Origin of the sequence: Intrasporangium sp. (genome assembly GCF_030452765.1) — a bacterium.
Lineage (GTDB): Bacteria > Actinomycetota > Actinomycetes > Actinomycetales > Dermatophilaceae > Intrasporangium_A.
On the sequence record NZ_JAKDLO010000036.1, the window covers coordinates 1 to 22,731 of the forward strand.

Here is a 22,731-nt window from a genome sequence, read left to right on the forward strand (position 1 = left end):
ACGGCGGGTTCGCCCGAGGGAGCCGGCCCGGCGGGGGAGCGACCCGTGCCGAGGTCGTCACCCGGCTCGACCGGGACGGGCTGCTGCCGGCCATCACGTTCATCTTCAGTCGTGCCGGCTGCGACGCCGCGGTGGCCCAGCTGCTCGCCCGCGGCACCCGCCTGATCTCCGACGCCGAGGGGGAGCGAAACCGCCGACTCGTGCAGGAGCGGATCCAGGCACTGGCCCACGAGGACCTGGGGGTGCTCGGCTACTGGGACTTCCTCGAGGGGGTCTCGCGCGGCTTCGCGTCCCATCACGCCGGGATGCTGCCGACCTTCCGCGAGATCGTCGAGGAGCTGTTCACCGTCGGCCGGGTTCGCGCGGTGTTCGCCACCGAGACCCTCGCCCTCGGGATCAACATGCCGGCCCGGACCGTCGTCATCGAGCGCCTCGTGAAGTTCAACGGCGAGAGCCACGTCGAGGTGACGCCGGCCGAGTACACCCAGCTCACCGGACGGGCGGGGCGGCGCGGCATCGACATCGAGGGACACGCCGTCGTGCTGTGGAGCCGCGGCCTCGACCCGGAGGCCGTCGCCGGGCTCGCCCAGGCCCGCACCTACCCGCTCCGGTCGAGCTTCCAGCCGACCTGCAACATGGCCGTCAACCTCGTGCACGGTGTCGGTCGCGACCGGGCCACCTCGATCCTCGAGAGCTCCTTCGCCCAGTTCCAGGCGGACCGTGCCGTCGTGGGCTTCGTGCACACCGTGCGCCGCAACGAGGAGGCCATGGCCGGCTACGCGGAGTCGATGCGGTGCGACCATGGGGACTTCGCCGAGTACGCGGCGCTGCGATCCGAGATCCGCCGGCTCGAGAAGGAGGGCGCCAAGGCTCGCTCGGCCTCCCGCAAGGCTGCCGCGGTGGTCTCCCTCGAGTCGCTGCGGATCGGAGACATCATCCGGATCCCCGCCGGTCGCCACCGCGGTCTCGCAGTCGTCGTGCTGCCGAGCCGAGGCAGCAAGGGCGAGGGTGCCTCGCCCGCGGTCGTCACCGAGGACCACCACCTGCGGCGGCTCTCGCCGCACGACGTCCCCGGGCCGATCGAACCGCTCGGGACCATGCGGGTGCCCAGCCACTTCAACGCCCGGAACCCCAAGGCCCGCCGCGACCTCGCGGCGACGCTACGAGCCGCGATGCCACACGACCCGCCGCCTCGCGGAGGCCGGCCCGGCCCCGAGTCGGCGGCCGACGACCGCGTCGAGCAGCTGCGAGCCCGGATGCGCGAGCATCCGTGTCACCAGTGCCCGGACCGGGAGAACCACGCCCGGTGGGCCGAGCGGTGGTGGCGGCTGCAGCGTGAGACGGACGGGCTCCGGCGCAAGATCGAGAACCGGACAGGGACGGTGGCCAGGATCTTCGACCGGATCTGCGACCTGCTCGTGCGGATGGGCTACCTCGACGCCACGGGGCAGCAGGTGACCCGGCACGGTGACCAGCTGCGCCACCTGTACACGGAGCGTGACCTGCTCGCCGCCGAGTGCCTGCGCGAGGGGGTCTGGGTCCGCCTCGACCCGGCGGAGCTCGCCGCTGCGGTCTCGGTGCTCGTTCACGAGCCCCGTCGCGAGCAGGCGGGCCCGGTGGCCCGGTGGCCGAGCGAGGACGTCCGTGAGGCGGCCGAGCGGATGCTCGACATCTGGGCCGACATCGACGAGGCGGAGGCGGAGCTCGGCCTGCCACGCAGCGGGGCGCCGGACGCGGGTATCGCCTGGGCGGTCCACCGCTGGGCGAGCGGGCTGCGCCTCGAGGAGGTGCTGCGCGACAGTGACCTGGCGGCCGGCGACTTCGTCCGGCGTTGCAAGCAGGTCATCGACCTGCTCGGCCAGCTCACCGACGCCGCCGACCCGGTCCTGCGAGAGACCGCCCGGCTCGCGGCCGGCTCGGTGCTTCGGGGCGTCGTGGCGGCCGACCGCATCGACTGAGTCCGCAGCGGGGACCGGTACGTTCGCCGATGGCGAACCACTGTCGACGCGAGCTCGCCTGCGGCAGCGGCTGCGTGGGAGGCCTACCACCGCGGCTGGGTCTCGCTCAACCACGTCCGGTCGGCCCTGTCGCTCGGCTCCGCAGCCCTCGTCATCGCCGGCGCGACCCAGCTCAGATCGCTCAGCCCAAGGTACAGGAGATGGTAGATTCCTACCATGAGGACAACCATCGACGCCGCGGGGCGAGTCGTGGTGCCCAAGGCCCTGCGCGACGCCATGCGCCTGACGCCGGGGCAGCAGATCGACATCGTCTATACCGACGGACGGCTCGAGATCGAGGTCGCGCCGACGGTGGTGCACCTCCGGAACGACGATGGCCTCCCCGTAGCGGTCCCCGATCAGGCCCTGCCTGCGCTGTCCGCGGACGTGGTCCGCGACGTCCTCGAGGACACCCGCCGGTGACGGCGCGCGCTCGCCGAGTCCGCGGCCGCGAGCCTGAGACGTGCGACACGAGCGTGCTCATCCCCGCCTTCCTCTCGTGGCACGAGCACCACGAGGTGGCCCGCGAGACGGTCGGGGACCTGCCCGTGGTCCCGGCCCACGTCCTGCTGGAGACCTACAGCGTCCTCACGCGGCTGCCGGCGCCGCATCGGCTCGCCCCCGCCGTGGTCCTCGACGGACTGGGTGGCCTGACGAGCCATCTGCTCGTCCTCTCCGCGGACCGCTACCTGGGCACGCTCGCCGAGCTGGCCGTCCGCGGGATCAAGGGCGGGGCCGTCTACGACGGGTTGATCGCGGCCACCGCCAAGGAACATGGGCGCCGACTGGTGACCCTCGACCGTCGGGCCCTACCGACCTACGAGGCCGTCGGTGTCACCGTGCGGCTGCCCTGAGCAGCCCACACGCGGCCGTGGCAACACACAATTTGGCTGGGGTGGCCACCCGCCAGTCACCCGCGCGAGGAGGAGGACCGTAGGCAGGCGCGGACCGACCTCGCGTGGTTGACGTCCGAGTTCCAGTAGGGCGATCGGGCATACCCCCACGAGATCCCGCAGGGTGTGCGCGCTTTTGGCGGTCAGGACAACCAAAAGGACGCACACCCAGTGGACTGGGGTCGGGGAGCTTTGTGCGACCTATCGACTCGGACCGGACGTGCCCGATGAGGAAGAACTGCGTGACGGTCAGAGCCGAGTCATCGATGAGGCCCATGTCGACGCGGCGGTGGAAGAGGCCATCGAGCGGGCCCACGGGCTGGGACGTCCGTCGCTGTCGAAGTAGGGGGAGTCTCCGCGGCTGCGTGTCCGCCTGCCCCGCGAACTCGATGAGGCGGTCAGGTCCAGCTTGGCCGCGCTCGCTCGCGCAGATCGACCTGCTCCCCATGGGTACCTCGCACATGGGTCAGGCGATCGCCAGGGCGTTCAGGACGCGGTCGAACGACGCGGTGAGCCGGTGCTCGGTCGCGAGCCGGCTCATCAGGGCCGGGTCGGCGACCCGATCGGGCACCGCCAGGTCGACCTCGTCGAGCGGTGCGTCGCGCGCGACCGCCACGACCGCCGGAGCGACATCGAGGTATGCCGCCGAGCTCTCCAGGCGCGCCCGCTGGGCCCCCTTGATGGCTGGGTCTCCGGCCGCCAGCGCAGCACGGAGGGCGGCGAGGTCGCCGTACTTCGTGATGAGCGCGGCCGCGGTCTTCTCCCCGATTCCCGGCACTCCCGGCAGCCCGTCACTGGGATCGCCCCGCAGTACCGCCATGTCGGCATAGGCGGGGCCGCTGCTGATGGCGTACTTCTCACGTAGCTGCGCCTCGTCGACGACGTCGGGTGTGCGCACGCCGCCCTTGGCCGTGTAGACGACCCGGACCGGCCCCGTCGTGTCGTCGACGAGCTGGAACAGGTCGCGGTCGCCGGTGACGATGTCGACCGGCATGGCCGCCTTGTGCCGGTCGGTCAGCGTGCCGATCACGTCGTCGGCCTCGTAGCCGTCGGAGCCGAGCCGGGCGATGCCGAGCGCGGCCAGAGCGTCGACGATGAGCGGCACCTGAACCTGCAGCGCGGCGGGCACGTCCTCGGCTCCGCTCGCGTCGGCGACCCGGTGGCTCTTGTACGACGGGATCGCCGCGACCCGGAAGCTCGGTCGCCAGTCGTTGTCCCAGCACGCGACGAGATGGGAGGGCTGGGCCTTCTCGAGCAGCACCGCGAGCATGTCGAGAAAGCCCCGCACCGCGTTCGTCGGCACCCCGCTCGGGGCTGACCGCTCGGGCACGCCGTAGAAGGCCCGGAAGTAGAGGCCCGCCGAGTCGAGCAGGAGCAGCCGCGTGGTCATGGGCGTCATCGTGCCATGGTGGCGTCTCGGTGACGCTCGACGCTGCGCCGCAGTTGGGGATGGGGCCGCGGGTTCGTATCATGACCGGCTCCGATCTGCCTGCACTAGCCTGCGCCCATGGAAGAAGTGGACCGGCGGCTGGTGACCCTGCTGCTGGCAGACGGGCGCACGAGCTACACGGACCTCGGCAAGGCGACCGGCTTGTCGACCTCGGCGGTCCACCAGCGGGTCCGCCGGCTCGAGCAGCGTGGGGTGATCACCGGCTACCGGGCCGTCATCGCCATGGAGCAGGTCGGCCTGCCGCTCACGGCCCTGGTCTCGGTGGCGCCCTTCGACGCGAGCGCGCCGGACGACGTGCCCGAACGGCTCGTCGACATCCCGGAGATCGAGGACTGCTACTCCGTCGCGGGGGAGGAGAGCTATGTCCTCAAGGTGCGGGTCGGGGCACCCGGAGACCTCGAGGACCTGCTTGCCCGGATCCGGTCCGCGGCCAGCGTGTCGACCCGGACGACGGTCGTGCTCTCGACGCCGTGGGAGGGGCGCACGAGCCAGCCCCCCGGTGACGACTGACCGGCGACGACTGAGCTGCGACGACTGAGCTGCGGGACACACCACGACAACTGCACTCGATGTGGGTTGTCGTGGGCACCGGCGCACCGCGACCGCATCAGGAGGTGGCCCGCTCGGCGCCGGTGGCCGCACGGCGCGTGAGCAGCACCGGGGCCCGTAGCTCCCAGGCCCACAACGCGACGGCGAGCAGGGTGCACAGCCCGGCGACCACCCCGAGGACGAGCAGCGACCCGCTGACCAGGGGCGAGACGACGCCGGCGACGACGGCGTTGATGATCGTGGTGAGGAACGCCTGGTAGCTCGAGACCGAGCCACGGGCGTCGGGCCGCAGGTCGAGCAGCTCGATGGTGAGGATCGGCAGGGCGAGCGCGACGCCGAAGGCAGCCGCCGCGGCCGGCACGATCGCCCAGGGCAGGCCCGCGGCGCCGCCGGCCAGGTGGTAAGCGACCCCGAACCCGGCACCGGCCAGCGCGACCGCGAAGCCGACCAGGACGATGAGGGACTGGCGGGCCCTCCCGGCGAGGCGCCCGGTGATGAACGAACCGGCCATCATGAACACGACGAGGGGGATGAACAGCACCCCGAAGTCCTGGGCGCCGAGGCCGAGATGGTCGTTGATGATGGCGGGAGCCGAGGAGATGTAGAGGAACAGTGCAGCGAAGTTGAACGAGATGGCTCCCGACAGGCGCTGCACCCCCGCATGCCTGGCCGTCCGCACGAGCCCGCCCAGCAGCGGCCTCGGGTGGAACGGCGTGCGACGCTGCGGCGGGTGGGTCTCCGGCAGCAGGGCGCCGGCCAGGACGACCAGCAGGGCGCCGTATGCCGCCAGCGCCCAGAAGATCGTCTGCCACGAGCCCCAGCCGAGCACCCAGCCCCCGACGACGGGCGCGATCGCCGGGGCGACCGCGAAGACGACGGTCACGTGGCTCATGAACCGCTGCGCCTCGGGCCCGTCGTAGAGGTCACGGATCGCGGTGCGGGCCACGATCATCCCGGCCCCGGCGACGAGGCCCTGGACGGCGCGGGCGCTCAGCAGCATGCCCATGCTCGTCGAGACGGCGCAGAACACGCTGGCTGCGGCGTACAGGGCGCAGCCGGTCATGATGACGGGCTTGCGGCCGACGGCATCGGACACGGAGCCGTGGAAGAGGCTCGTCACGGCGAAGGCCACCATGTAGACGCTGACGGTCTGCTGCATCGCGAGCTTGTCGACGTGCAGGTCGGCGGCCATCGACTCGAACGCGGGGAAGATCGTGTCGATGGTGAACGGGCCGACCATCGTGAGCGCCGCGAGGACGATCACGAGCACGGGGCGGGAGGTCGCGGCCGGGCGCCTCATCGGGTCCGTCCGATCGACGCGGTGACCGCCCCGGTGACCCGGACCAGGTCGCCCGGGGCGAGCTCGACGTCGAAGCCGCGCCGGCCGCCCGAGACGAAGATCGTCGGGAAGCGCTCGGCCGACTCGTCGAGCGCGGTGGGCAGTCGCCGCTTCTGCCCGACCGGGGAGATGCCCCCGACGACGTACCCGGTGCTGCGCTCGGCCACGGCGGGCTGCGCCATCGTGACGCTCTTGACGCCGAGCGCGCCGGCCACCGCCTTCAGGTCGAGCCGGCCGTCCACGGGGACGATCCCGACCGCCAGCCCGGCGCCGGTGTCGACCAGCAGGGTCTTGAAGACCCGCTCGGGCGCCAGCCCGAGCAGCCGGGCGGCCTCCAGCCCGAAGCTGCCCGCCGACGGGTCGTGCTCGTAGGCGTGCCGCAGGTACGCCACACCGGCGCGGTCGAGCGCGAGGGTGGCCTGGGTGACCGGGCCGGCACCATCCCTGCCGCGGCTCACCGCCGACCCGCGCGGACCGACCCGAGGCCGTCCCAGATCGTGGTCATGATGAGGTCGGCCGCGTCCGGCGCGCTCAGTCCCGGCGCCTCGACCCGTGAGACGGCCAGCCGCTCACAGCCACCGATGACGATCTCGGCCATGCCGGTGACAAGCCCCGGGGGCAGCCCGGCGAAGGCAGGCAGCCCGCGCATCCCCTCGGCGAAGGCCTTGGCGGTCTGCTGCCGGATGCGCTCGACCGACTCGGCCGCCGCACCGACGAGGGCACCCTCGGCGCGCAGCAGCGCGAAGACCTGCTCATGCTCGTCGATGAAGTCGAACCAGGCACGGACCACGGCCCGCATCCGGTCCCGGACCGGCAGCTCAGGGTGCTCGGACCAGGTGTCGATGATCAGGCCGAGCAGCTGCCGTCGCCCCTTCTCGATCGTGGCGGCGAGCAGGCCCTCCTTCGAGCCGAAGTAGTCGTAGATGAGCGGTTTGGTCACGCCGACCCGTTCGGCGATCTCGTCCATCGTGGCGGCCCGGATGCCCCGCGCGACGAAGACCTGTTCGGCGACCTGCAGCATCTGCACCTCGCGCTCGGCGCGTGGGACGCGGGTGCGATGCACGGAGGTGTCGGCCACACCGGGAGTGTAGAGGCCCAGCCGTCGCCGTGCCGGGTGACGTCCGCCCACCAAGAAGCACGGAACCGTGCGATGCCGTGGCGATGGCGTCGTTCGGAGCCGAGCGGCATACGGTTTGCTGGTGCGCCCGCTGCTCGCCCTCGTCTCGGGGGGACTGCTGTGCCTGGCCTTCCCGACCTTCGACATCTGGGTCGCGGCGCCGGTCGCGCTGGCGCTGCTCGCCCTCGCGCTCACCGGGGCCCGGGCACGCAGCGGCTTCGGCCTCGGGCTGCTCGCCGGGCTCGCGTTCTTCGTGCCCACCCTGCAGTGGTCGGGGATCTACGTCGGCGACCTGCCGTGGCTCGCGCTCGCCACGCTGCAGGCGCTCTTCTTCGCCCTCGCGGGTCTCGGCTACGCGTGGCTGGCACGGGCCGGCCGGGTCCGCCCGGTGGTCTTCGCGCTCGTGTGGGTCGCCGCGGAGGGGCTGCGCGCGCGGGCCCCATACGGCGGGTTCCCGTGGCTCAAGCTGGCGTTCGGGCAGGCTGACGCGCCGTTCGGGCGGCTCGTCGCGCTCGGCGGCCCCCCGTTCGTCGCGTTCGTCATCGCCCTCAGCGCGGGGCTGCTCGCGCTCGCGGCCTCGTCGGTCGTGGCCCGCCGCGGTGGTATGCCGCTCACCCGGGTCGCCGTCGCGACCGTCCTCGCCGTGGGGCTCGGGGCGGCAGGGCTGCTCGTGCCGTTGCCGACGGCCGGGCCGACCGCGCAGTTCCTCGGGGTGCAGGGCAACGTGCCCCGGCCCGGCCTGGACTTCAACGCCGAGCGGCGGATGGTCCTGGACAACCACGTGCGCGCCACCTACCAGGCGCTGCAGGACGTCGCCGCCGGGCGGGCACCGCACCCGGACCTGATCGTCTGGCCCGAGAACGCTTCCGACATCGACCCGCTGCGCAACGCGGACGCCAAGGCGGAGATCCTCGCGACGGTCGAGGTCGCGCAGGCGCCGCTCATCGTCGGGGGCCTGCTCGAGGAGCCGCCGGGCCACGTGTCGAACGTCTCGCTGCTCTTCGAGCCGGGCAAGGGCAACACCGACCGCTACGTCAAGCGTCACCCGGTGCCGTTCGCGGAGTACATCCCGGACCGGGCCTTCTTCCGGCTCTTCAGCAAGGAGGTCGACCTCGTCAGGCTGGACTTCGTGGCAGGCGAGAAGGTCGGGCTGTTCACCGTCGACCCGAAGGACGCCCCGCAGATCCGGGCGGGCCTGGCGATCTGCTTCGAGGTCGCCTACGACGACATCATGCTCGACACGGTCCGGGCGGGGGCGAACGTCCTGGTCGTGCAGACGAACAACGCGACCTTCGGCTTCTCCGCCGAGTCCCCGCAGCAGCTCGCGATCAGCAGGATCCGCGCCATGGAGTTCGGCCGGTCCGTCGTGCACGTCTCGACGGTGGGCCAGAGCGCCCTGATCACCCCGGACGGAACCGCGCACCAGGTCACGTCGTTGTTCACCCAGGCGGTGGTGCGCGGCGCCCTGCCGCTGCGCACGACCACGACGGTTGCGACCCGGGTGGGTCAGGTGCCCGAGTGGGTCGCCGCCGGTGTGCTGCTCCTGCTCGTGGTTGGATCGTTCGTGCGGGGCCGGTACCGCACGGACCAGACGGTCGGGGCGAGCGCGACGACGGGCAGGACAGGCGCGAAGGACGAGGATGACGACGACGAATCGTGAGCCGGTGACACGGGTGGCCGTGCTCATCCCCACGTTCAACGAGCGCGAGAGCCTGCCGGGGGTCGTGGCCCGGGTCCGGGCCAGCGTGCCGAGCGCCGACGTCGTCGTGCTCGACGACGCCTCGCCCGATGGCACCGGGCAGATCGCCGACGGGCTCGCCGCGGCCGATGACCACGTGCACGTCATGCACCGGCCCGGCAAGGCCGGGCTGGGGCGGGCCTACCTCGCCGGCTTCGAGGCGGCCATGTCGGCCGGCTACGACGCCGTCGTCGAGATGGACGCCGACGGGTCGCACCAGCCCGAGCAGCTGCCGTCCCTGCTGACGGCACTCGCCGACGCCGACCTGGTCATCGGGTCGCGATGGATCCGCGGGGGAGCGGTGCGCAACTGGCCGCTGCGCCGCAAGGTCCTCTCGGTCGGCGCGAACATCTACACGAAGGTCATGCTCGGCATGCACGTCAACGACGCCACTGCCGGCTACCGGGTCTACCGGACATCGGCGCTGCGAACGATCGGGCTGACCGGTGTCGAGTCGCAGGGCTACTGCTTCCAGGTCGACCTCACGGTGCGCGCCGTGCGGGCGGGGCTGCGGGTGCTCGAGGTGCCGATCACCTTCGTCGAACGCGAGGTCGGGGCCTCGAAGATGGGCAAGGACGTCATCCGCGAGGCATTGGTGAACGTCACGGTCTGGGGCGCCCAGCACCGCGCTCGTCAGGTCCGCGACCTCGCGGCGGCCGCCCGCGACCGGAAGCGGAGCTGAGGCCATGGGCACCCAGCCCCGCCGGCGGCTGCGGCCGACCCGGTTCCTCGGCCTGGCCTTCGTCGCGCTCCTGATCCTGGAGGTGCTGGCGATCCGCTTCGTGGCGCTGCGAATCGGCGGCGGCCTGACGTTCCTGCTCCTGCTCGCCACCTGCGCTCTCGGCGGCTGGGTCGTCGCCCACGAAGGGCGACGTCGCTGGCAGGCGCTCGACGAGGCGGTCCGCGCGGGACGGCCACCGCAGCGGGAGGTGGCCGACGGCATCCTCGTCCTGCTCGGCGGGCTGCTGCTGCTCCTGCCCGGCTTCGTCAGCGACGTGTTCGGCCTGCTCCTGCTGCTGCCGCCCACCCGCGCCCTGGCTCGCCGCCTGCTCGTGCCGCTGCTGGGCCGGCACCTGCTCGTGCGGGTCACCGGACACCCCGGCGCGGGGTCCGGACCGGGCCAGGGCCCGGGCCCGAGAAGCGCGGGCCAGGTCATCCAGGGCCACGTCGTGCCCGACGACGAGATCACCGGGGAGGTCATCGAGGGCGACGTCGTCGACCCCGAGGAAGGCCCCGAGGAGGGTCGGCGACCGTAGCAGTCGGGAACAATCGACCTGCTCTGGCCGTTTGTACGCAGTGAGGGTGGGCATGAATCCTATGTACCGCTGCCAGAGTGACATCGCCGGGAGGGTTTGACATGGCCGATCGAGCATTGCGTGGATCCAACCTCGGCTCTCTGAGTATGGAGTCCGACGAGAACGTCGTACCGAGCCCACGTCAGATCACCGTGTACGTGTGTGACCTTGGTCACCGTACCGAGCTGCCGTTCTCCGTCGAGGCCGACATCCCGCCGACGTGGGAGTGCCGCTGCGGGCTGGTGGCCAAGCTGCTCGACGGTCCCGAGCCGGAGTTCAAGCCGACCAAGCACGTGCGCACCCACTGGGACATGCTGCTCGAGCGCCGCTCCATCCCGGAGCTCGAGGAGTTGCTCGAAGAGCGACTGACGCTGCTGCGTGAGTCCCGTGGAGAGAAGCCGCGCGGCAAGAAGTCTGCCTGAGCCCGCGCTCGAGCGCGTCCCACGTCCGGCGCAGAGCCCGCCCCGTTCGTGAGGGCGGGCTCATCACGTCAGCCCCCCACCTGATCGAGAGTGCACTTCTCGGTATCGAGAGTGCACTTCTCGGTATCGAGAGTGCACGAAAGCTCCGGTCTCTGTGCCGCCCACCGGGCTCATCACGTCAGACGACGACGGGCACGGGGTTGCCTGCCTGCTCGATGCCCTCGCGCATCCTGACCCGGGACAGCAGGATGCCGCCCACGACGAAGAACACGACGAGCACGACGATGGCCCACCGGTACGAGTGGGTGAACTGGTAGACCAGCCCGAACGCGAGTGTCCCGAGCCAGCTCGTGCCACGCTCCATCGCCTGGTAGAGGCTGAAGAACTCGGCCTCCCGGCCACGGGGGATCAGCTGGCTGTAGAGCGACCGGGACAGGGCCTGGGTGCCGCCGAGCACGATGCCGATGAGCAGCGCGAGGGCGACGAAGATCCCCAGCGCCTGGGCCGGCACGAAGAAGGCGATGACGACGACGACACTCCACAGGGCGATCCCGCCGAGCACGGTGCGCCACGCACCGATGCGCGCCGCGACCGCGCCGAAGGACCGCGCGCCGAAGAACGCGACGAACTGCACGAAGAGGAAGACGGCCAGCACCGTCGTCTGGGAGAAACCGAGCTCCTCCTGCCCGTAGAGGCTCGAGTTGCCGATCACGGTCTGGATGCCGTCGTTGAAGAAGAGGTAGGCCAGCAGGAAGAGCATCGTCTGTGGGTAGCGGCGCAGCTCACGGAACGTACTCGCGAGCTGGCTCAGGCTGCCACCGACGACGCCGCGCTGCCGCTCGACCGGCATCTCGACGGGGCCGGTCAGATGCCGCAGGCCACGGTAGGGGATCAGGGTGAAGGCAGCCCACCAGATCCCGGCGCTCAGCAGGTTGATCCGCACGGCGAGGCCCTCCGAGATCCCCAGCGTGCCGTGCAGGGCCATCAGCGCGAAGTTGAGGGCGAGCAGGATGCCGCCGCCCAGGTAGCCGAGGGCCCAGCCCCGGGAGGAGACCCGGTCTCGTTCGTTCTCGTTGGCGATCCGGATGAGGATCGAGTCGTAGACCACGAGCGAGGCGCCGAGGCAGATCGTCGCCACGACGATGAGCACGACCCCGAGCTGCCAGCTCGTGCCGGCGATGAGGAACATCAGGCACGCGGCCAGGGCGCCGGTCCACGCGAACCGGGCGAAGAGCCTGGTCGGGTGCGGGCTCCGGTCGGCGACCGCGCCGATGAAGATGAGCACGACCGCCGAGACGAGCGTCGAGACGGTCACCGTGTAGGCGTAGACCGACCCGGGCGCCACGGGGACGCCCAGCACGGACAGGTTCGTGGTGCACGCGTCACCGGCCTCGATGCCGGGGCAGGCCGCCTGCTTGGCCACCGCGGTCAGGTAGGGGCCCATGAGCACGGTGGCGGTCGTCGTCACGTAGGCGGAGTTGGCCCAGTCGTACCAGTACCAGGCACGCTGCTCCCTGGTCTCGGGACGGGCCGCGTTGACGGCGACATCCGGCATGGGTCGAAGCGTTCCACACCAGTCCTGTCCGCGTGGTGCGACACCCCCAACCGCGGCGGACAGACGAAGCCACCGAGCGGCATACGTCGTGACGAGGCTGTTCCACAGATCACACCGGCGCCCCGTTGTTGCCTGGGTCACGGCCGTGTTACCCCGGAAGAAGACGATCCTTCGGTTGCCACGAAACTCCCACAAGGAGGGCGCAATGGATCTGAACTTCGCTGCCTCGGCGTTCCCACCGCTCGCGCTCGGGTTCTTCGGGCTGGGCACCGGTTACCTCATCTACGGGCCGCAGGAGCTGCTCGGCTGGCCGGCCCGCGACGAGAGCGTCGACCGCTCGACCGGCGTCTGGGGGATCTGGCTGCCGGGCTTCTGCCAGTTCGTCAGCGGCGTCATCCTCTTCGTCGGGATGACGTGGTTCAACGTCTTCAAGGACCCCCCGCTCTACATGGCCGCGCTCGCGTTCGCGGCGTACGGCATCCACTGGTTCGCGATCGGCTACAACCGCTACCAGCGGGCCGACGCCCGACCGAACGCCGGGATGTGCGTCGCCTACACGGCCATCTCGGTCATGGGCCTGCTCGTCTTCTTCATCGCGGGGGACTGGCCGGTCGGCCTGCTCTTCTGCGGGCTGACGCTCATCTACATCAGCGACTTCTTCGCGAGCATCGGGGTGAAGATGGGGGAGCGCTCGCTCGGCTTCTGGCACCTGCTGACCGGGGCGTGGCTGATGTACCTGACCTTCGTGACGGCGCTGAACTTCTCGGTCCAGTGGCACCTGCCGCTGTGACCTGAGGTAACGCGCGAGGCAGGGTATGCCGCTCAGCGGGCCCGGCGGCATACGGGACCTCGTGGGAGTGCTGGCCTTCGTGGTGGCGGGACCACGCTGCGAGCGCGAGGCACAGGGCGCCGACGAGCACGCTCATCGCCCCGAGCAGGATGCGGTAGTCGACGAGCGCGACCAGCCCTGCGCCGATCGCGATCGAGACGATCTGGGGCGTGCCGATCATTGCGTCGAGCGTCGTCGAGACCCGGGCCATGAGCCGGTTCGGGGTGCGGATCTGCACGAGGGTGTTGATCGCCACGATGAGGACCGGCAGGCCGAACCCGAGCGGGACCGCCCCGGCGATGACGATCGGCAGGCTGGGGGCCAGGGCCATGATGGCCAGGGCGATGGCGAACAGCCCGATGGAGACGACGATCGCTCGCACGTGCCCGATGCGCTCGATGATCCGCCCCGAGAGCAGGCCGCCGGCGAGGGCGCCGATGCCCTGGACCGAGACGATGACCCCGACGAAGGTGGCGGGCCGGTCGAAGGCGTCGGTGATCGCGTAGACGAGCGACTCGAGGAAGCCGAAGGCGAAGATGCACCCGCCGATGGTGAGGATCGGCCACCAGAGCAGCTTGTCCCGGTAGACGTGGGTCAGGCCGGCGACGAACTCGTGGCGCCAGTGCAGCTCCGGGGGTGTCACCACGTCCTCGGGCACCCGCAGGCCGGCGACCGCGACGATCGCGACGGCATACCCGACCGCGACGAGGACGATGACGCTGTCCATGCCCCACACGGCGTACATCGAGGCGCCGAGCAGGGGACCGAAGAGTCGCAGCCCCTCGCGGAAGGTGCTGCTCGCGGCGTTCGCGTGCACGAGCTGCTCCTCGGGGACGATGAGCTTGAGCAGGCCGATGACCGCGCCCGGCAGCATCACCAGCGCGACGCCGTAGGCGAAGGCGACCGCGTAGACGATCCACACGTGCCGCGCGTCGTGGACCCAGGCGAGGGGGATCAGGCTCGCGGCGGCGAAAGGGTAGGCGCCGATCAGGAACCGGCGGCGCGGGAACTGGTCGACGACCCACCCGAGCAACGGCGCGACGAGCGAGGGGGCGACGACCCAGAAGATCGCCATTCCGGCAGCGCCGCTCGAGCCGGTGAGCTCCTTGGTCATGATCCCGAAGGACAGCAGCAGGACGGAGTCGGCGACCATCGTCGCGGCGAGCGCGACGAAGAGCCGCCGGAAGGCCGGGATCGCGAAGGCCTGTCTCATTGCGGGTCCACGCTCGTCATGGCGAGCACGCGGATGGCCCGCGCCCCGTCTGGGACCGGTTCCTCACCGGTGAGCCGACCGTGGTGTCGCATCAGGAGCTCCTTGAGCTCGGCGGAGAACGCGACGGCCTCCTCCTCGGTCAGGAGCGCAACCGTCTCCGAGGCACCCAGATGGGCCCAGTTCCGTTCTGCCGCCTCGGTGTTGCGGCCCCACCGAACAACCTCGCGGTCGATGAACTGCGCGGTCAGCGCTCGGCTCGCCGCTTGGTAGCCGGGGGAGGCGGACACGTCCTCGTCGTGGTCCCAGCTCAGGCCGACCCGGGTGACCCGCCACGGCCGGCGACGGCCATCCCGCTCGGTCTCCTCGACGAAGCCGTGCTCGGCGAGCTTGCGCAGGTGCCACGAGCAGTTGGCCGGTGTCTCATCGAGGATGTCGCCGAGGTCCGAGGCCGTCATCGCCCCGTGGAGCGTGAGCTGCTCGAGGATGTCGAGCCGGAGCGGATGGGACAGCGCCCGCAGCTCGTTGGCGCTCCGCAGCCGCCGTGGGTTGAAAGACATGTTTCGACAGTAGATGATCGAAAGGACTCTTTCAATAGGATGATGCGGTGATCCCCGGTCGGGTCTGCCTGCCCGGACGGGGTCACCGGCGCGTGGGACGATCGCGACCATGACACGTGCGGACACCACCACCGAGCCCGGCTCGCCTGCAGCGCACATCGCGGACAGCCACGACGTGATCCGGGTGCACGGCGCGCGGGAGAACAACCTCAAGGACATCAGCGTCGAGCTGCCGAAGCGCCGGCTCACGGCGTTCACCGGGGTGTCCGGGTCGGGCAAGAGCTCACTCGTCTTCGCCACGATCGCCGCCGAGTCGCAGCGCCTGATCAACGAGACCTACAGCACCTTCGTCCAGGGCTTCATGCCGACGCTGGCCCGCCCCGAGGTCGACGTGCTCGACGGGCTGACCACCGCCATCATCGTCGACCAGGAGCGGATGGGGGCCAACATCCGCTCGACCGTCGGCACCGCGACCGACGTCAACGCGATGCTGCGCATCCTCTTCAGCCGGCTCGGCAGACCGCACGTCGGTGCGGCCAAGGCGTTCTCCTTCAACGTCGCCTCCGTCTCGGGGGCTGGTGCGGTGACGCGCGAGAAGGGCGGCAAGAAGGTCAAGGAGCGGCGCCAGTTCAGCGTCGTCGGCGGCATGTGTCCCCGGTGCGAGGGCACCGGCAACGTCACCGACTTCGACCTCAGTGCCCTGTATGACGCCTCGAAGTCACTGCGTCAGGGGGCCCTGAGCGTCCCCGGCTACAGCATGGACGGCTGGTACGGCCGGATCTACATGGGCGGCGGCTTCCTCGACCCCGACAAGACGATCAAGGACTACACGAAGCGCGAGCTGGACGACCTGCTCTACAAGGAGGCGACGCGGGTCAAGGTCGAGGGGATCAACGTCACCTACGAGGGCCTCGTCCTGCGGATCCAGAAGTCGTTCCTGTCCAAGGACCGTGAGGCGATGCAACCGCACATCCGCGCCTTCGTCGACCGGGCGGTGACCTTCGCGACCTGCCCGGAGTGCGACGGCACGCGGCTGACCGCGGCAGCCCGGTCCTCGAAGATCAAGGGGATCAACATCGCCGAGGCGTGTCGTATGCAGATCAGCGACCTGGCCCAGTGGGTTCGCGAGCTCGACGAGCCGACCGTGGCGCCGCTGCTGCAGAGCCTGCGCGACACACTCGACTCGTTCGTCGAGATCGGCCTCGGCTACCTCGCGCTCGAGCGTCCGGCCGGGACGCTGTCGGGCGGGGAAGCCCAGCGCACCAAGATGATCCGGCACCTGGGGTCATCGCTGACGGACGTCACCTACGTGTTCGACGAGCCGACGATCGGGCTGCACCCGCACGACATCCAGCGGATGAACGGGCTGCTGCTCCAGCTGCGCGACAAGGGCAACACGGTCCTCGTCGTCGAGCACAAGCCCGAGATGATCGCGATCGCCGACCACGTCGTCGACCTCGGCCCGGGGGCGGGCACGGCCGGGGGAGAGGTCGTCTACGAGGGGAGCTTCGAGGGACTGCGGGACACCGAGACGGTCACCGGACGGCACCTGGACGACCGGGCCGGACTCAAGGACGCGGTGCGCACGCCGGTCGGCGCCCTGCCGATCAGGGGCGCCCGCACGAACAACCTGCGCGAGGTCGACGTCGACGTGCCGACCGGCGTGCTCGTGCTCGTCACCGGTGTCGCGGGCTCCGGCAAGAGCTCGCTCATCCACGGCTCGCTCGCCCGGCAGGAGGGAGTCGTCTTGATCGACCAGGGCTCGATCAAGGGCTCGCGCCGGAGCAACCCGGCGACCTACACCGGGCTGCTCGACCCGATCCGCAAGGCGTTCGCCAAGGCCAACGGCGTGCGGCCCGCCCTGTTCAGCCCCAACTCCGAGGGCGCGTGCCCCACCTGCAACGGAGCAGGAGTCGTCTACCTGGACCTGGCCATGATGGCGGGGGTGGCCACGACGTGCGACGAGTGTGACGGCCGCCGCTTCCAGGCGTCCGTGCTCGAGTACACCTTCGGTGGCAAGGACATCAGCCAGGTGCTCGCGATGCCGGTCTCGGAGGCGGAGGACTTCTTCGCCGAGGGTGCGGCGCGGATCCCGGCCGCGCACCGGGTCCTCGTACGGCTCGAGGACGTCGGCCTGGGCTACCTCACCCTCGGCCAGCCGCTGACGACCCTCTCCGGCGGTGAGCGGCAGCGGCTCAAGCTGGCGGCACAGATGGGCGAGCGGGGCGAGGTCTACATCCTGGACGAACCGACCAGCGGCCTGCACCTGGCCGACGTGCAGAACCTGCTCGCCCTGCTCGACCGGCTCGTCGAGCAGGGCAGGTCGGTCATCGTCATCGAGCACCACCAGGCCGTCATGGCGCACGCGGACTGGATCATCGACCTCGGCCCCGGCGCCGGGCACGATGGTGGCCGGGTCGTCTTCGAGGGGACACCGGCCGACCTCGTCGCGTCCCGCTCGACCCTGACCGGTGAGCACCTGGCCGCCTACGTGGGGCGTGCCGAGCTGAGATCGACTGCCGAGCCGCGTCCCCCGGCGGACTGACTGACGGCCGCCTCGAGGTGTGAGGGGGGGCCCCACCTCCGGCTCTGGATGTCTGAGAGCTCACTCACGGTTGTGCCCGATCAAGCGTCGTTGCACGTGCACGAGCGTCCAGCCAGGCTGGTCGCTCAGGTGACGGCTTCGCGGAGCTGGAACTCCGGTGCCATCCACAGGTTCTCGTCGAGGACGCGGCGGAGGGTTTCGACGGCGTCCCACACGTCCGCGTAGCCGAGGTAGAGGGGGGTGATCCCGAAACGCAGGACCTCCGGCTCGCGGTAGTCGCCGAGGACGCCGTTGGCGATGAGGGCCTTCATGACTGCGAACCCGTCCGGGTGGCGCAGGCTGACGTGGCTGCCGCGTTCCTCGTGGGACCGCGGCGTGATGAGGGTCAGCGGGTGGTCCGGGAGGCGTTGCTCGACCAGGCCGATGAACAGCGAGGTGAGGGCGAGCGACTTCTCCCGCACCAGGGCCATGTCGGCGCTCAGGGCGATGTCGACCCCCACCTCCATCATGGCCAGCGAGGTGATCGGCTGGGTGCCGCAGAGGAACCGGCGGATGCCGTCGGCCGGTGCGTAGCTGACCGCCATGTCGAACGGCTTCGCGTGGCCCCACCAGCCGGACAGCGGCTGCCGGGCTCGGGCCAGGTGCCGGTCGGCGACCCAGATGAAGGCGGGGGAGCCGGGGCCGCCGTTGAGGTACTTGTAGGTGCAGCCGATCGCGAAGTCTGCACCGGCCTCGCTGACCGCCACCTCGAGGGCACCGACGGAGTGGCACAGGTCCCAGATGGCCAAGGCTCCGGCAGCATGGATCTGCTGGGTGACGCCGACGAGGTCCCAGAGCCGGCCGGTGCGGTAGTTGACGTGGGTGAACAGGACGACGGCCACATCGTCACCGAGGAGGTCATCGAGGGTGGAGTCGTCGTCGACGAGTTTCAGCTCGTACCCATGGTCGAGGAACTCGACCATGCCCTCGGTCATGTAGAGGTCGGTGGGGAAGTTGTCGCGTTCCGAGATGACGACCTTCCGACCGGGCTGGTCCTCTGCCTGGACAGCCAGGGCTGCACCGAGGGCCTTGAAGACGTTGATCGAGGTGGTGTCGGTCGCGACGCAGGCGCCGGCCTGCCCACCGATCAGCCGTGAGATCTTCGTCCCGATGCGCACCGGAAGGTCGAACCAGCCGTTGGTGTTCCAGCTCGTGATGAGATCACGGCCCCATTCGGATTCGATGACCTGCCGGGCGCGCTCCAGTGCCTGCTTGGGCAGCGGTCCGAGCGAGTTCCCGTCGAGGTAGATGACTCCGTCCGGCAGTCTGAAGCGATCACGGAACGAGGCGAGCGGGTCGGACTGGTCGGCCGCGACACAGGCGTCCCGGGTGATGAGGTCGGGCGTCGTGGTGGTCACGGGCAGCTCCTGTGTTCTGGCGGTTCCTGCGCGATGAAGACCGGAAGATCGTGACAGATATTCGGCAGCAGTCCAAGCAGGTTCGATGAATCTTCGAAGGCTCAGCAACTCGGAGCTCGCGACCCGAGTCGGCTCCCCGCGTCGACGTGCCACGGGAGGGTGCGCCTGCTCGAGCAGCGCGGCGTCATCCGCGGCTACTGCGCCGAGATCGACCCGGACGTCACCGGGGCGAGCGCGCACGCCCTGATTCAGGTCCGGGTCCAGGGCAATCGCCGCGACCAGGTCACCAGGTTGTCGGAGACGTTCCGGCACATCCCGGGAGTCCAGCAGGTGTTCCTCATCGGTGGCGACAAGGACCTGATGCTGCACGTCGCGTGTGCCAGCGTTCCTGCCCTGCGGGACCTCATCTCCGAGCATCTCTGGGGCCTGCAGGCGGTCTGATGTCCGGGCCCTCGGAGGATCAGGGGCGCCGCCCGTATCCGGTCCGTCCTGCGGTTCAGCGTCTCAGGTGTGCAAAGCGTCGGTACGACGACTGTGCGCCTTCATCGGTTGCCGCAAGTGCACTGACCTTCGAGGCGAACTGTGCCGCCTCGACGAGCGATGCACCGGTCGCGAGCACGTGGGCCACCGCACCGGTGAACGCGTCGCCACACCCGGTGGTGTCGACCGCCTCCACGGGCACCGGGTCGATCGCGGTGATGCGGGCCGATCGCCCATTCGAGCCTCGCACGTCCGAGGCGTCGAGGACGACGGACCCGGCAGCCCCGAGCGTGACGATCGCGCGATCGATCCCGAGCGCGCGGAAACCGTCGAGCGCGCCCGGCCAGTCCGCATCGATGCCGCGCTTGTCCAGGATCCGCTCGGCCTCGGTCTGGTTGACGAGCAGGACGTCGGTCAGGGCCAGCAGGTCAGCGGGGACAGCGGCATACGGGGAGAGGTTGAGGACCACCCGGGCACCGGCAGCGCGCCCGGCTCGAGCTCCCTGCACCGCCGTGTCGACCGGCACCTCGAGGCACAGACAGACGACGGCTGCATCGCCGAGCACTTCCGGTGTGACCGCTGCAGGTGACAGGGCCCCGTTGGCGCCGGGCGAGACGATGATGGTGTTCTCGCCTGCCGCGTTCACGACAATCATCGCTGCGCCCGTGGCGTGGTCGGCGAGGCGTTGGACGGCCCCGACCTCGACGCCTGCCTCCTGCGCTTGACGCAGCAGAAGATCGCCGTTGGGGTCCGGGCCGACGGCACCGATGATCCGAACCGTAGAGCCGAGCAAGGCGGCGGCCACTGCTTGGTTCGAGCCCTTCCCCCCTGGGGCAGTTGAGAGTTCGGACCCGGTCAGGGTCTCGCCGGGTTCGGGGAATCGTTCGGTCCGGACCGTGAGGTCGATGTTGAGCGAGCCGACGACGGCGACTGCGTCCCTCACTGGTCGGCCCCTGCTGACGATGCCACCCCGATGGAGCTGCTGGGCGCCTCGGCCCCCACCGGCCTTGGAATGAGGAAGGATGTGGCCAGCGCGAGGGCAAGGAACACCAACCCCGCGACCAGTCCACCCACGTAGCCGCCGGACACGCCGCTTCCGCTGCTCCCCGCCGGCGTCAGCGCGGTCTTGACGGCGAAGATGACGGCAAAACTGAGACCCGCGCCGAGATTGAAGGCACCGGCATTGAGGCCCGGGAGGAAGCCGGGGTTCTCCTTCGGCGACAGGACGATGCCGAGCCCGTTGAGGATGATGTTGACGGTGCCGGCGTAGGTCAGGCCGATGAGGATCGACAGTCCGAGCAGGAGGAGTCGTGAGTCGCTCCCGACGAGCAGGATCATGAGGCAGACTGCGACGACCGAGCCGGCCATCCCGATCCGCAGCATCTTGCGATACCCGACGGTGGCCGCCAGCCATCCGGCGGCGGGGCCCATGAGCAGACCCGCGATGGCGTATGGCGTCAACGTCCACCAGGCGGACTCGCCTGCTCCCATGCCGAACCCGAGACTGGGGTCCTGAGCGAGCGCCGGTATCAGGCCGTTCATCACCGCGAAGACACCAGTCATTGTCAACACGGTTGTCAGCAGAAGGGCCCAGGTCGCCCGGCGACGGAGCAGGTGCGTCGCGACAAGGGGATGCCCGCTGCGTTCCTCCACCCGCCAGAAGATCGCGAACGAAGCGGCGGCGACGACAACGAGGATTGCGACGAGCACCCAGTTCGCGTCAGACAGCCTGCCGATCTCGTTGAGCGCGATGAGGGCGGCACCGACCGAGATGACCAGTGGCACGACGCCGAGCCAGTCCATCCGCTCCTTGGTTCCCGCAGTGGACTCCGGGGCGAGGAAGACCATGAGCAGCGTCGCGATCGCGGCCACGACGGCCATGACCCAGAAGATCGCGGCAAAGCCGAAACTCTCCGCGAGATAGCCGCCCGCCAGAGCGTCGATACCGGCGATACCGCCGTTGATCGCCGTCAGGACCCCCATGAGCGTGCCGTACAGCTTCGGCTCAGGAACCTCGACTCGGAGCATGATGAGGCACAGGGGGACGACCGGCCCGGAGACCCCCTGCACGACGCGGCCGACGAAGAGCACGTTGATGTTCGGTGCGAGTGCGGCGATGACACAGCCGAGTGTCATCACGGCCAGCATCCCCGAGAGAACCTTCTTGCGGCCGATGATGTCGCCCAGCCGCGGCAGGAAGAGCGAGAACAAAGCAGCGGAGGTGAAGAATGCCGTCTGAGTCAACCCGACTGCAGCAGCGTCGGTGTTGAGCTCGTGCTCGATCGTCGTGAGGGCCGGGCTGAGCATGCTCGCGTTGAGCTGGAACGCGACACAGGCGGCCAACAGGGCCGCCATGAGTACGCCGATGTTGGCCCGGTGGGCAGCCGCCGACTGTGCGGTCACAGATCGACCTCGCCGATGCGTTCCAGTGCGTCGATGATCAGACTCCAGAACCTCTCGTGGTCGAGGTCAACCGCCACCGAGGTCGTGCAGTCCTCGGGGGGTGCCGCTCGGAAGTCGGCGACCGTCATCCCGAGGGTCAGCGTGCCGGTGAGCTCGATGTCGACCGGCACCCGTCGGGTCGTCATGACCGTTGGGTCGATGACGTAGGCGACCGCACATGGGTCATGGACGGGAGGCGAATCGAAGCCCTGGGCCTGCTTGTACATCGTGCCGAAGAACTCCAGCAGCTCGACGACGAAACGGGCTGGCTTGGTCTCGACCGCAGCAACACGTCTGACGATCTCGGGGGTGGCGAGGGCCTGATGCGTCAGGTCGAGGCCGACCATGAGCAGCGGCCACTGCTCGTTGAAGACGATGTGCGCGGCCTCTGGGTCGATCTTGATGTTGAACTCGGCGACCGCGCTCCAGTTGCCCGTGTGGTAACCGCCGCCCATGAGGACGACTTGCTTCACCCGCTCTGCGAGCCGCGGCTCCTTTCGCACCGCCATGGCGATGTTCGTCAGGCCGCCGGTGGGCACGAGAGTCACGGTCCCAGGCTCGTGGCTCATCACGGTTTCGATGATCAGGTCGACCGCATGCCGTGGATCGAGGTCGATGACCGGCTCGGGCAGCGCAGGCCCGTCAAGCCCTGACTCGCCGTGGATGTCCGGCGCCACCTCGACGGGACGGACCAGCGGCTTGGCGCACCCGGCGGCGAACGGCACGTTGGTGAGATTCGCGATGCGGGCTACGGCCAACGCGTTGCGGGTGACCTTCTCGAGGGTCTGGTTCCCGACAACGGTCGTGACGGCGAGTAGTTCGACGTCCGGGTTGCCGTGGGCCAACAGCATCGCGATCGCGTCGTCGTGGCCAGGGTCGCAGTCGAGAATGATCTTGTGTGCCATCGGACTCC

The 22,731-nt window shown here is 70.1% G+C and carries 22 protein-coding genes; 11 read left to right on the top strand and 11 right to left on the bottom strand.

Annotation, left to right across the window (positions count from 1 at the left end; genetic code table 11):
- The 4 genes from L0H79_RS06575 to L0H79_RS06590 all read left to right on the top strand — a co-directional run.
- Window positions 1–1,958 (top strand): RNA helicase (locus L0H79_RS06575; protein ID WP_301483780.1); only part of this gene is annotated, 1,958 nt, incomplete at its 5' end.
- A 216-nt stretch (window positions 1,959–2,174) separates the two neighbouring features.
- Window positions 2,175–2,420 (top strand): AbrB/MazE/SpoVT family DNA-binding domain-containing protein, encoded by a 246-nt coding sequence (locus L0H79_RS06580; RefSeq protein ID WP_301483781.1) that lies wholly within the window; start codon window positions 2,175–2,177, stop codon window positions 2,418–2,420.
- A complete protein-coding gene (locus tag L0H79_RS06585) occupies window positions 2,417–2,851 on the top strand; it encodes a type II toxin-antitoxin system VapC family toxin (RefSeq protein ID WP_301483782.1) in 435 nt (144 codons plus the stop codon). Before L0H79_RS06580 ends, L0H79_RS06585 begins: the two co-directional genes overlap by 4 nt.
- Before the next feature lie 259 nt (window positions 2,852–3,110).
- Window positions 3,111–3,236, top strand: a complete 126-nt coding sequence (locus tag L0H79_RS06590; RefSeq protein ID WP_301483783.1) for a hypothetical protein — start codon at window positions 3,111–3,113, stop codon at window positions 3,234–3,236.
- A 120-nt stretch (window positions 3,237–3,356) separates the two neighbouring features.
- Here L0H79_RS06590 and L0H79_RS06595 read toward each other — a convergent pair whose 3' ends face one another.
- Entirely contained in the window at window positions 3,357–4,289 is a 933-nt protein-coding gene (locus tag L0H79_RS06595) for a 5'-3' exonuclease (protein ID WP_301483784.1), read from the bottom strand.
- A 108-nt stretch (window positions 4,290–4,397) separates the two neighbouring features.
- Here L0H79_RS06595 and L0H79_RS06600 point away from each other — a divergent pair, with 108 nt between their 5' ends.
- Window positions 4,398–4,850, top strand: a complete 453-nt coding sequence (locus tag L0H79_RS06600) for an Lrp/AsnC family transcriptional regulator (protein ID WP_301483785.1) — start codon at window positions 4,398–4,400, stop codon at window positions 4,848–4,850.
- Between the two features lie 97 nt (window positions 4,851–4,947).
- Here L0H79_RS06600 and L0H79_RS06605 read toward each other — a convergent pair whose 3' ends face one another.
- The 3 genes from L0H79_RS06605 to L0H79_RS06615 are packed head-to-tail and all read right to left on the bottom strand — an operon-like array spanning window position 4,948 to window position 7,306.
- Window positions 4,948–6,189, bottom strand: a complete 1,242-nt coding sequence (locus L0H79_RS06605) for a multidrug effflux MFS transporter (RefSeq protein WP_301483786.1) — start codon at window positions 6,187–6,189, stop codon at window positions 4,948–4,950.
- On the bottom strand, window positions 6,186–6,686 hold the full coding sequence (gene ybaK, locus L0H79_RS06610; RefSeq protein ID WP_301483787.1) for a Cys-tRNA(Pro) deacylase: 501 nt from the start codon (window positions 6,684–6,686) through the stop codon (window positions 6,186–6,188). Before ybaK ends, L0H79_RS06605 begins: the two co-directional genes overlap by 4 nt.
- Window positions 6,683–7,306 (bottom strand): TetR/AcrR family transcriptional regulator, encoded by a 624-nt coding sequence (locus L0H79_RS06615; RefSeq protein WP_301483788.1) that lies wholly within the window; start codon window positions 7,304–7,306, stop codon window positions 6,683–6,685. Before L0H79_RS06615 ends, ybaK begins: the two co-directional genes overlap by 4 nt.
- 121 nt (window positions 7,307–7,427) lie before the next feature.
- Between L0H79_RS06615 and lnt the strand changes: the two genes are divergently transcribed.
- The 4 genes from lnt to L0H79_RS06635 all read left to right on the top strand — a co-directional run bounded on the left by lnt (window position 7,428) and on the right by L0H79_RS06635 (window position 10,800).
- Entirely contained in the window at window positions 7,428–9,005 is a 1,578-nt protein-coding gene (lnt, locus tag L0H79_RS06620) for an apolipoprotein N-acyltransferase (RefSeq protein ID WP_301483789.1), read from the top strand.
- Window positions 8,986–9,765, top strand: coding sequence for a polyprenol monophosphomannose synthase (locus L0H79_RS06625; RefSeq protein WP_301483790.1), 780 nt, complete (start codon window positions 8,986–8,988; stop codon window positions 9,763–9,765). Before lnt ends, L0H79_RS06625 begins: the two co-directional genes overlap by 20 nt.
- 4 nt (window positions 9,766–9,769) lie before the next feature.
- Complete coding sequence (locus L0H79_RS06630) at window positions 9,770–10,339, top strand: FxsA family protein (RefSeq protein ID WP_301483791.1); 570 nt, start codon at window positions 9,770–9,772, stop codon at window positions 10,337–10,339.
- A 101-nt stretch (window positions 10,340–10,440) separates the two neighbouring features.
- Window positions 10,441–10,800 (top strand): RNA polymerase-binding protein RbpA, encoded by a 360-nt coding sequence (locus L0H79_RS06635; RefSeq protein WP_301483792.1) that lies wholly within the window; start codon window positions 10,441–10,443, stop codon window positions 10,798–10,800.
- Window positions 10,801–10,978: 178 nt separating this feature from the next.
- Here L0H79_RS06635 and L0H79_RS06640 read toward each other — a convergent pair whose 3' ends face one another.
- From L0H79_RS06640 to L0H79_RS06650, 3 genes are all read right to left on the bottom strand, one after another.
- Window positions 10,979–12,355: an MFS transporter gene (locus L0H79_RS06640; protein ID WP_301483794.1), complete on the bottom strand. Its 1,377-nt coding sequence runs from the start codon at window positions 12,353–12,355 to the stop codon at window positions 10,979–10,981.
- A 647-nt stretch (window positions 12,356–13,002) separates the two neighbouring features.
- Entirely contained in the window at window positions 13,003–14,397 is a 1,395-nt protein-coding gene (locus L0H79_RS06645; protein WP_301483796.1) for an MFS transporter, read from the bottom strand.
- On the bottom strand, window positions 14,394–14,954 hold the full coding sequence (locus tag L0H79_RS06650; RefSeq protein ID WP_301483797.1) for a helix-turn-helix transcriptional regulator: 561 nt from the start codon (window positions 14,952–14,954) through the stop codon (window positions 14,394–14,396). Before L0H79_RS06650 ends, L0H79_RS06645 begins: the two co-directional genes overlap by 4 nt.
- A 109-nt stretch (window positions 14,955–15,063) precedes the next feature.
- Between L0H79_RS06650 and L0H79_RS06655 the strand changes: the two genes are divergently transcribed.
- Window positions 15,064–17,499, top strand: coding sequence for an excinuclease ABC subunit UvrA (locus L0H79_RS06655; RefSeq protein ID WP_301483798.1), 2,436 nt, complete (start codon window positions 15,064–15,066; stop codon window positions 17,497–17,499).
- 125 nt (window positions 17,500–17,624) lie between these two features.
- On the opposite strand, the gene kynU is transcribed toward L0H79_RS06655, so the two are convergent.
- Window positions 17,625–18,896 (bottom strand): kynureninase, encoded by a 1,272-nt coding sequence (gene kynU / locus L0H79_RS06660; protein ID WP_301483799.1) that lies wholly within the window; start codon window positions 18,894–18,896, stop codon window positions 17,625–17,627.
- Between the two features lie 159 nt (window positions 18,897–19,055).
- Between kynU and L0H79_RS06665 the strand changes: the two genes are divergently transcribed.
- On the top strand, window positions 19,056–19,337 hold the full coding sequence (locus L0H79_RS06665; RefSeq protein ID WP_301483800.1) for an Lrp/AsnC family transcriptional regulator: 282 nt from the start codon (window positions 19,056–19,058) through the stop codon (window positions 19,335–19,337).
- Between the two features lie 55 nt (window positions 19,338–19,392).
- Here the strand turns inward: L0H79_RS06665 and L0H79_RS06670 are convergent, their stop codons facing one another.
- From L0H79_RS06670 to L0H79_RS06680, 3 genes are read right to left on the bottom strand one after another with little or no spacing between them, the layout of a single operon-like run.
- Entirely contained in the window at window positions 19,393–20,319 is a 927-nt protein-coding gene (locus L0H79_RS06670; protein WP_301483801.1) for a ribokinase, read from the bottom strand.
- Complete coding sequence (locus tag L0H79_RS06675; protein ID WP_301483809.1) at window positions 20,316–21,731, bottom strand: MFS transporter; 1,416 nt, start codon at window positions 21,729–21,731, stop codon at window positions 20,316–20,318. The genes L0H79_RS06670 and L0H79_RS06675 overlap by 4 nt, the downstream gene beginning before the upstream one ends.
- Before the next feature lie 44 nt (window positions 21,732–21,775).
- Window positions 21,776–22,723 (bottom strand): nucleoside hydrolase, encoded by a 948-nt coding sequence (locus tag L0H79_RS06680; RefSeq protein ID WP_301483802.1) that lies wholly within the window; start codon window positions 22,721–22,723, stop codon window positions 21,776–21,778.
- Window positions 22,724–22,731 lie beyond the last annotated feature (8 nt).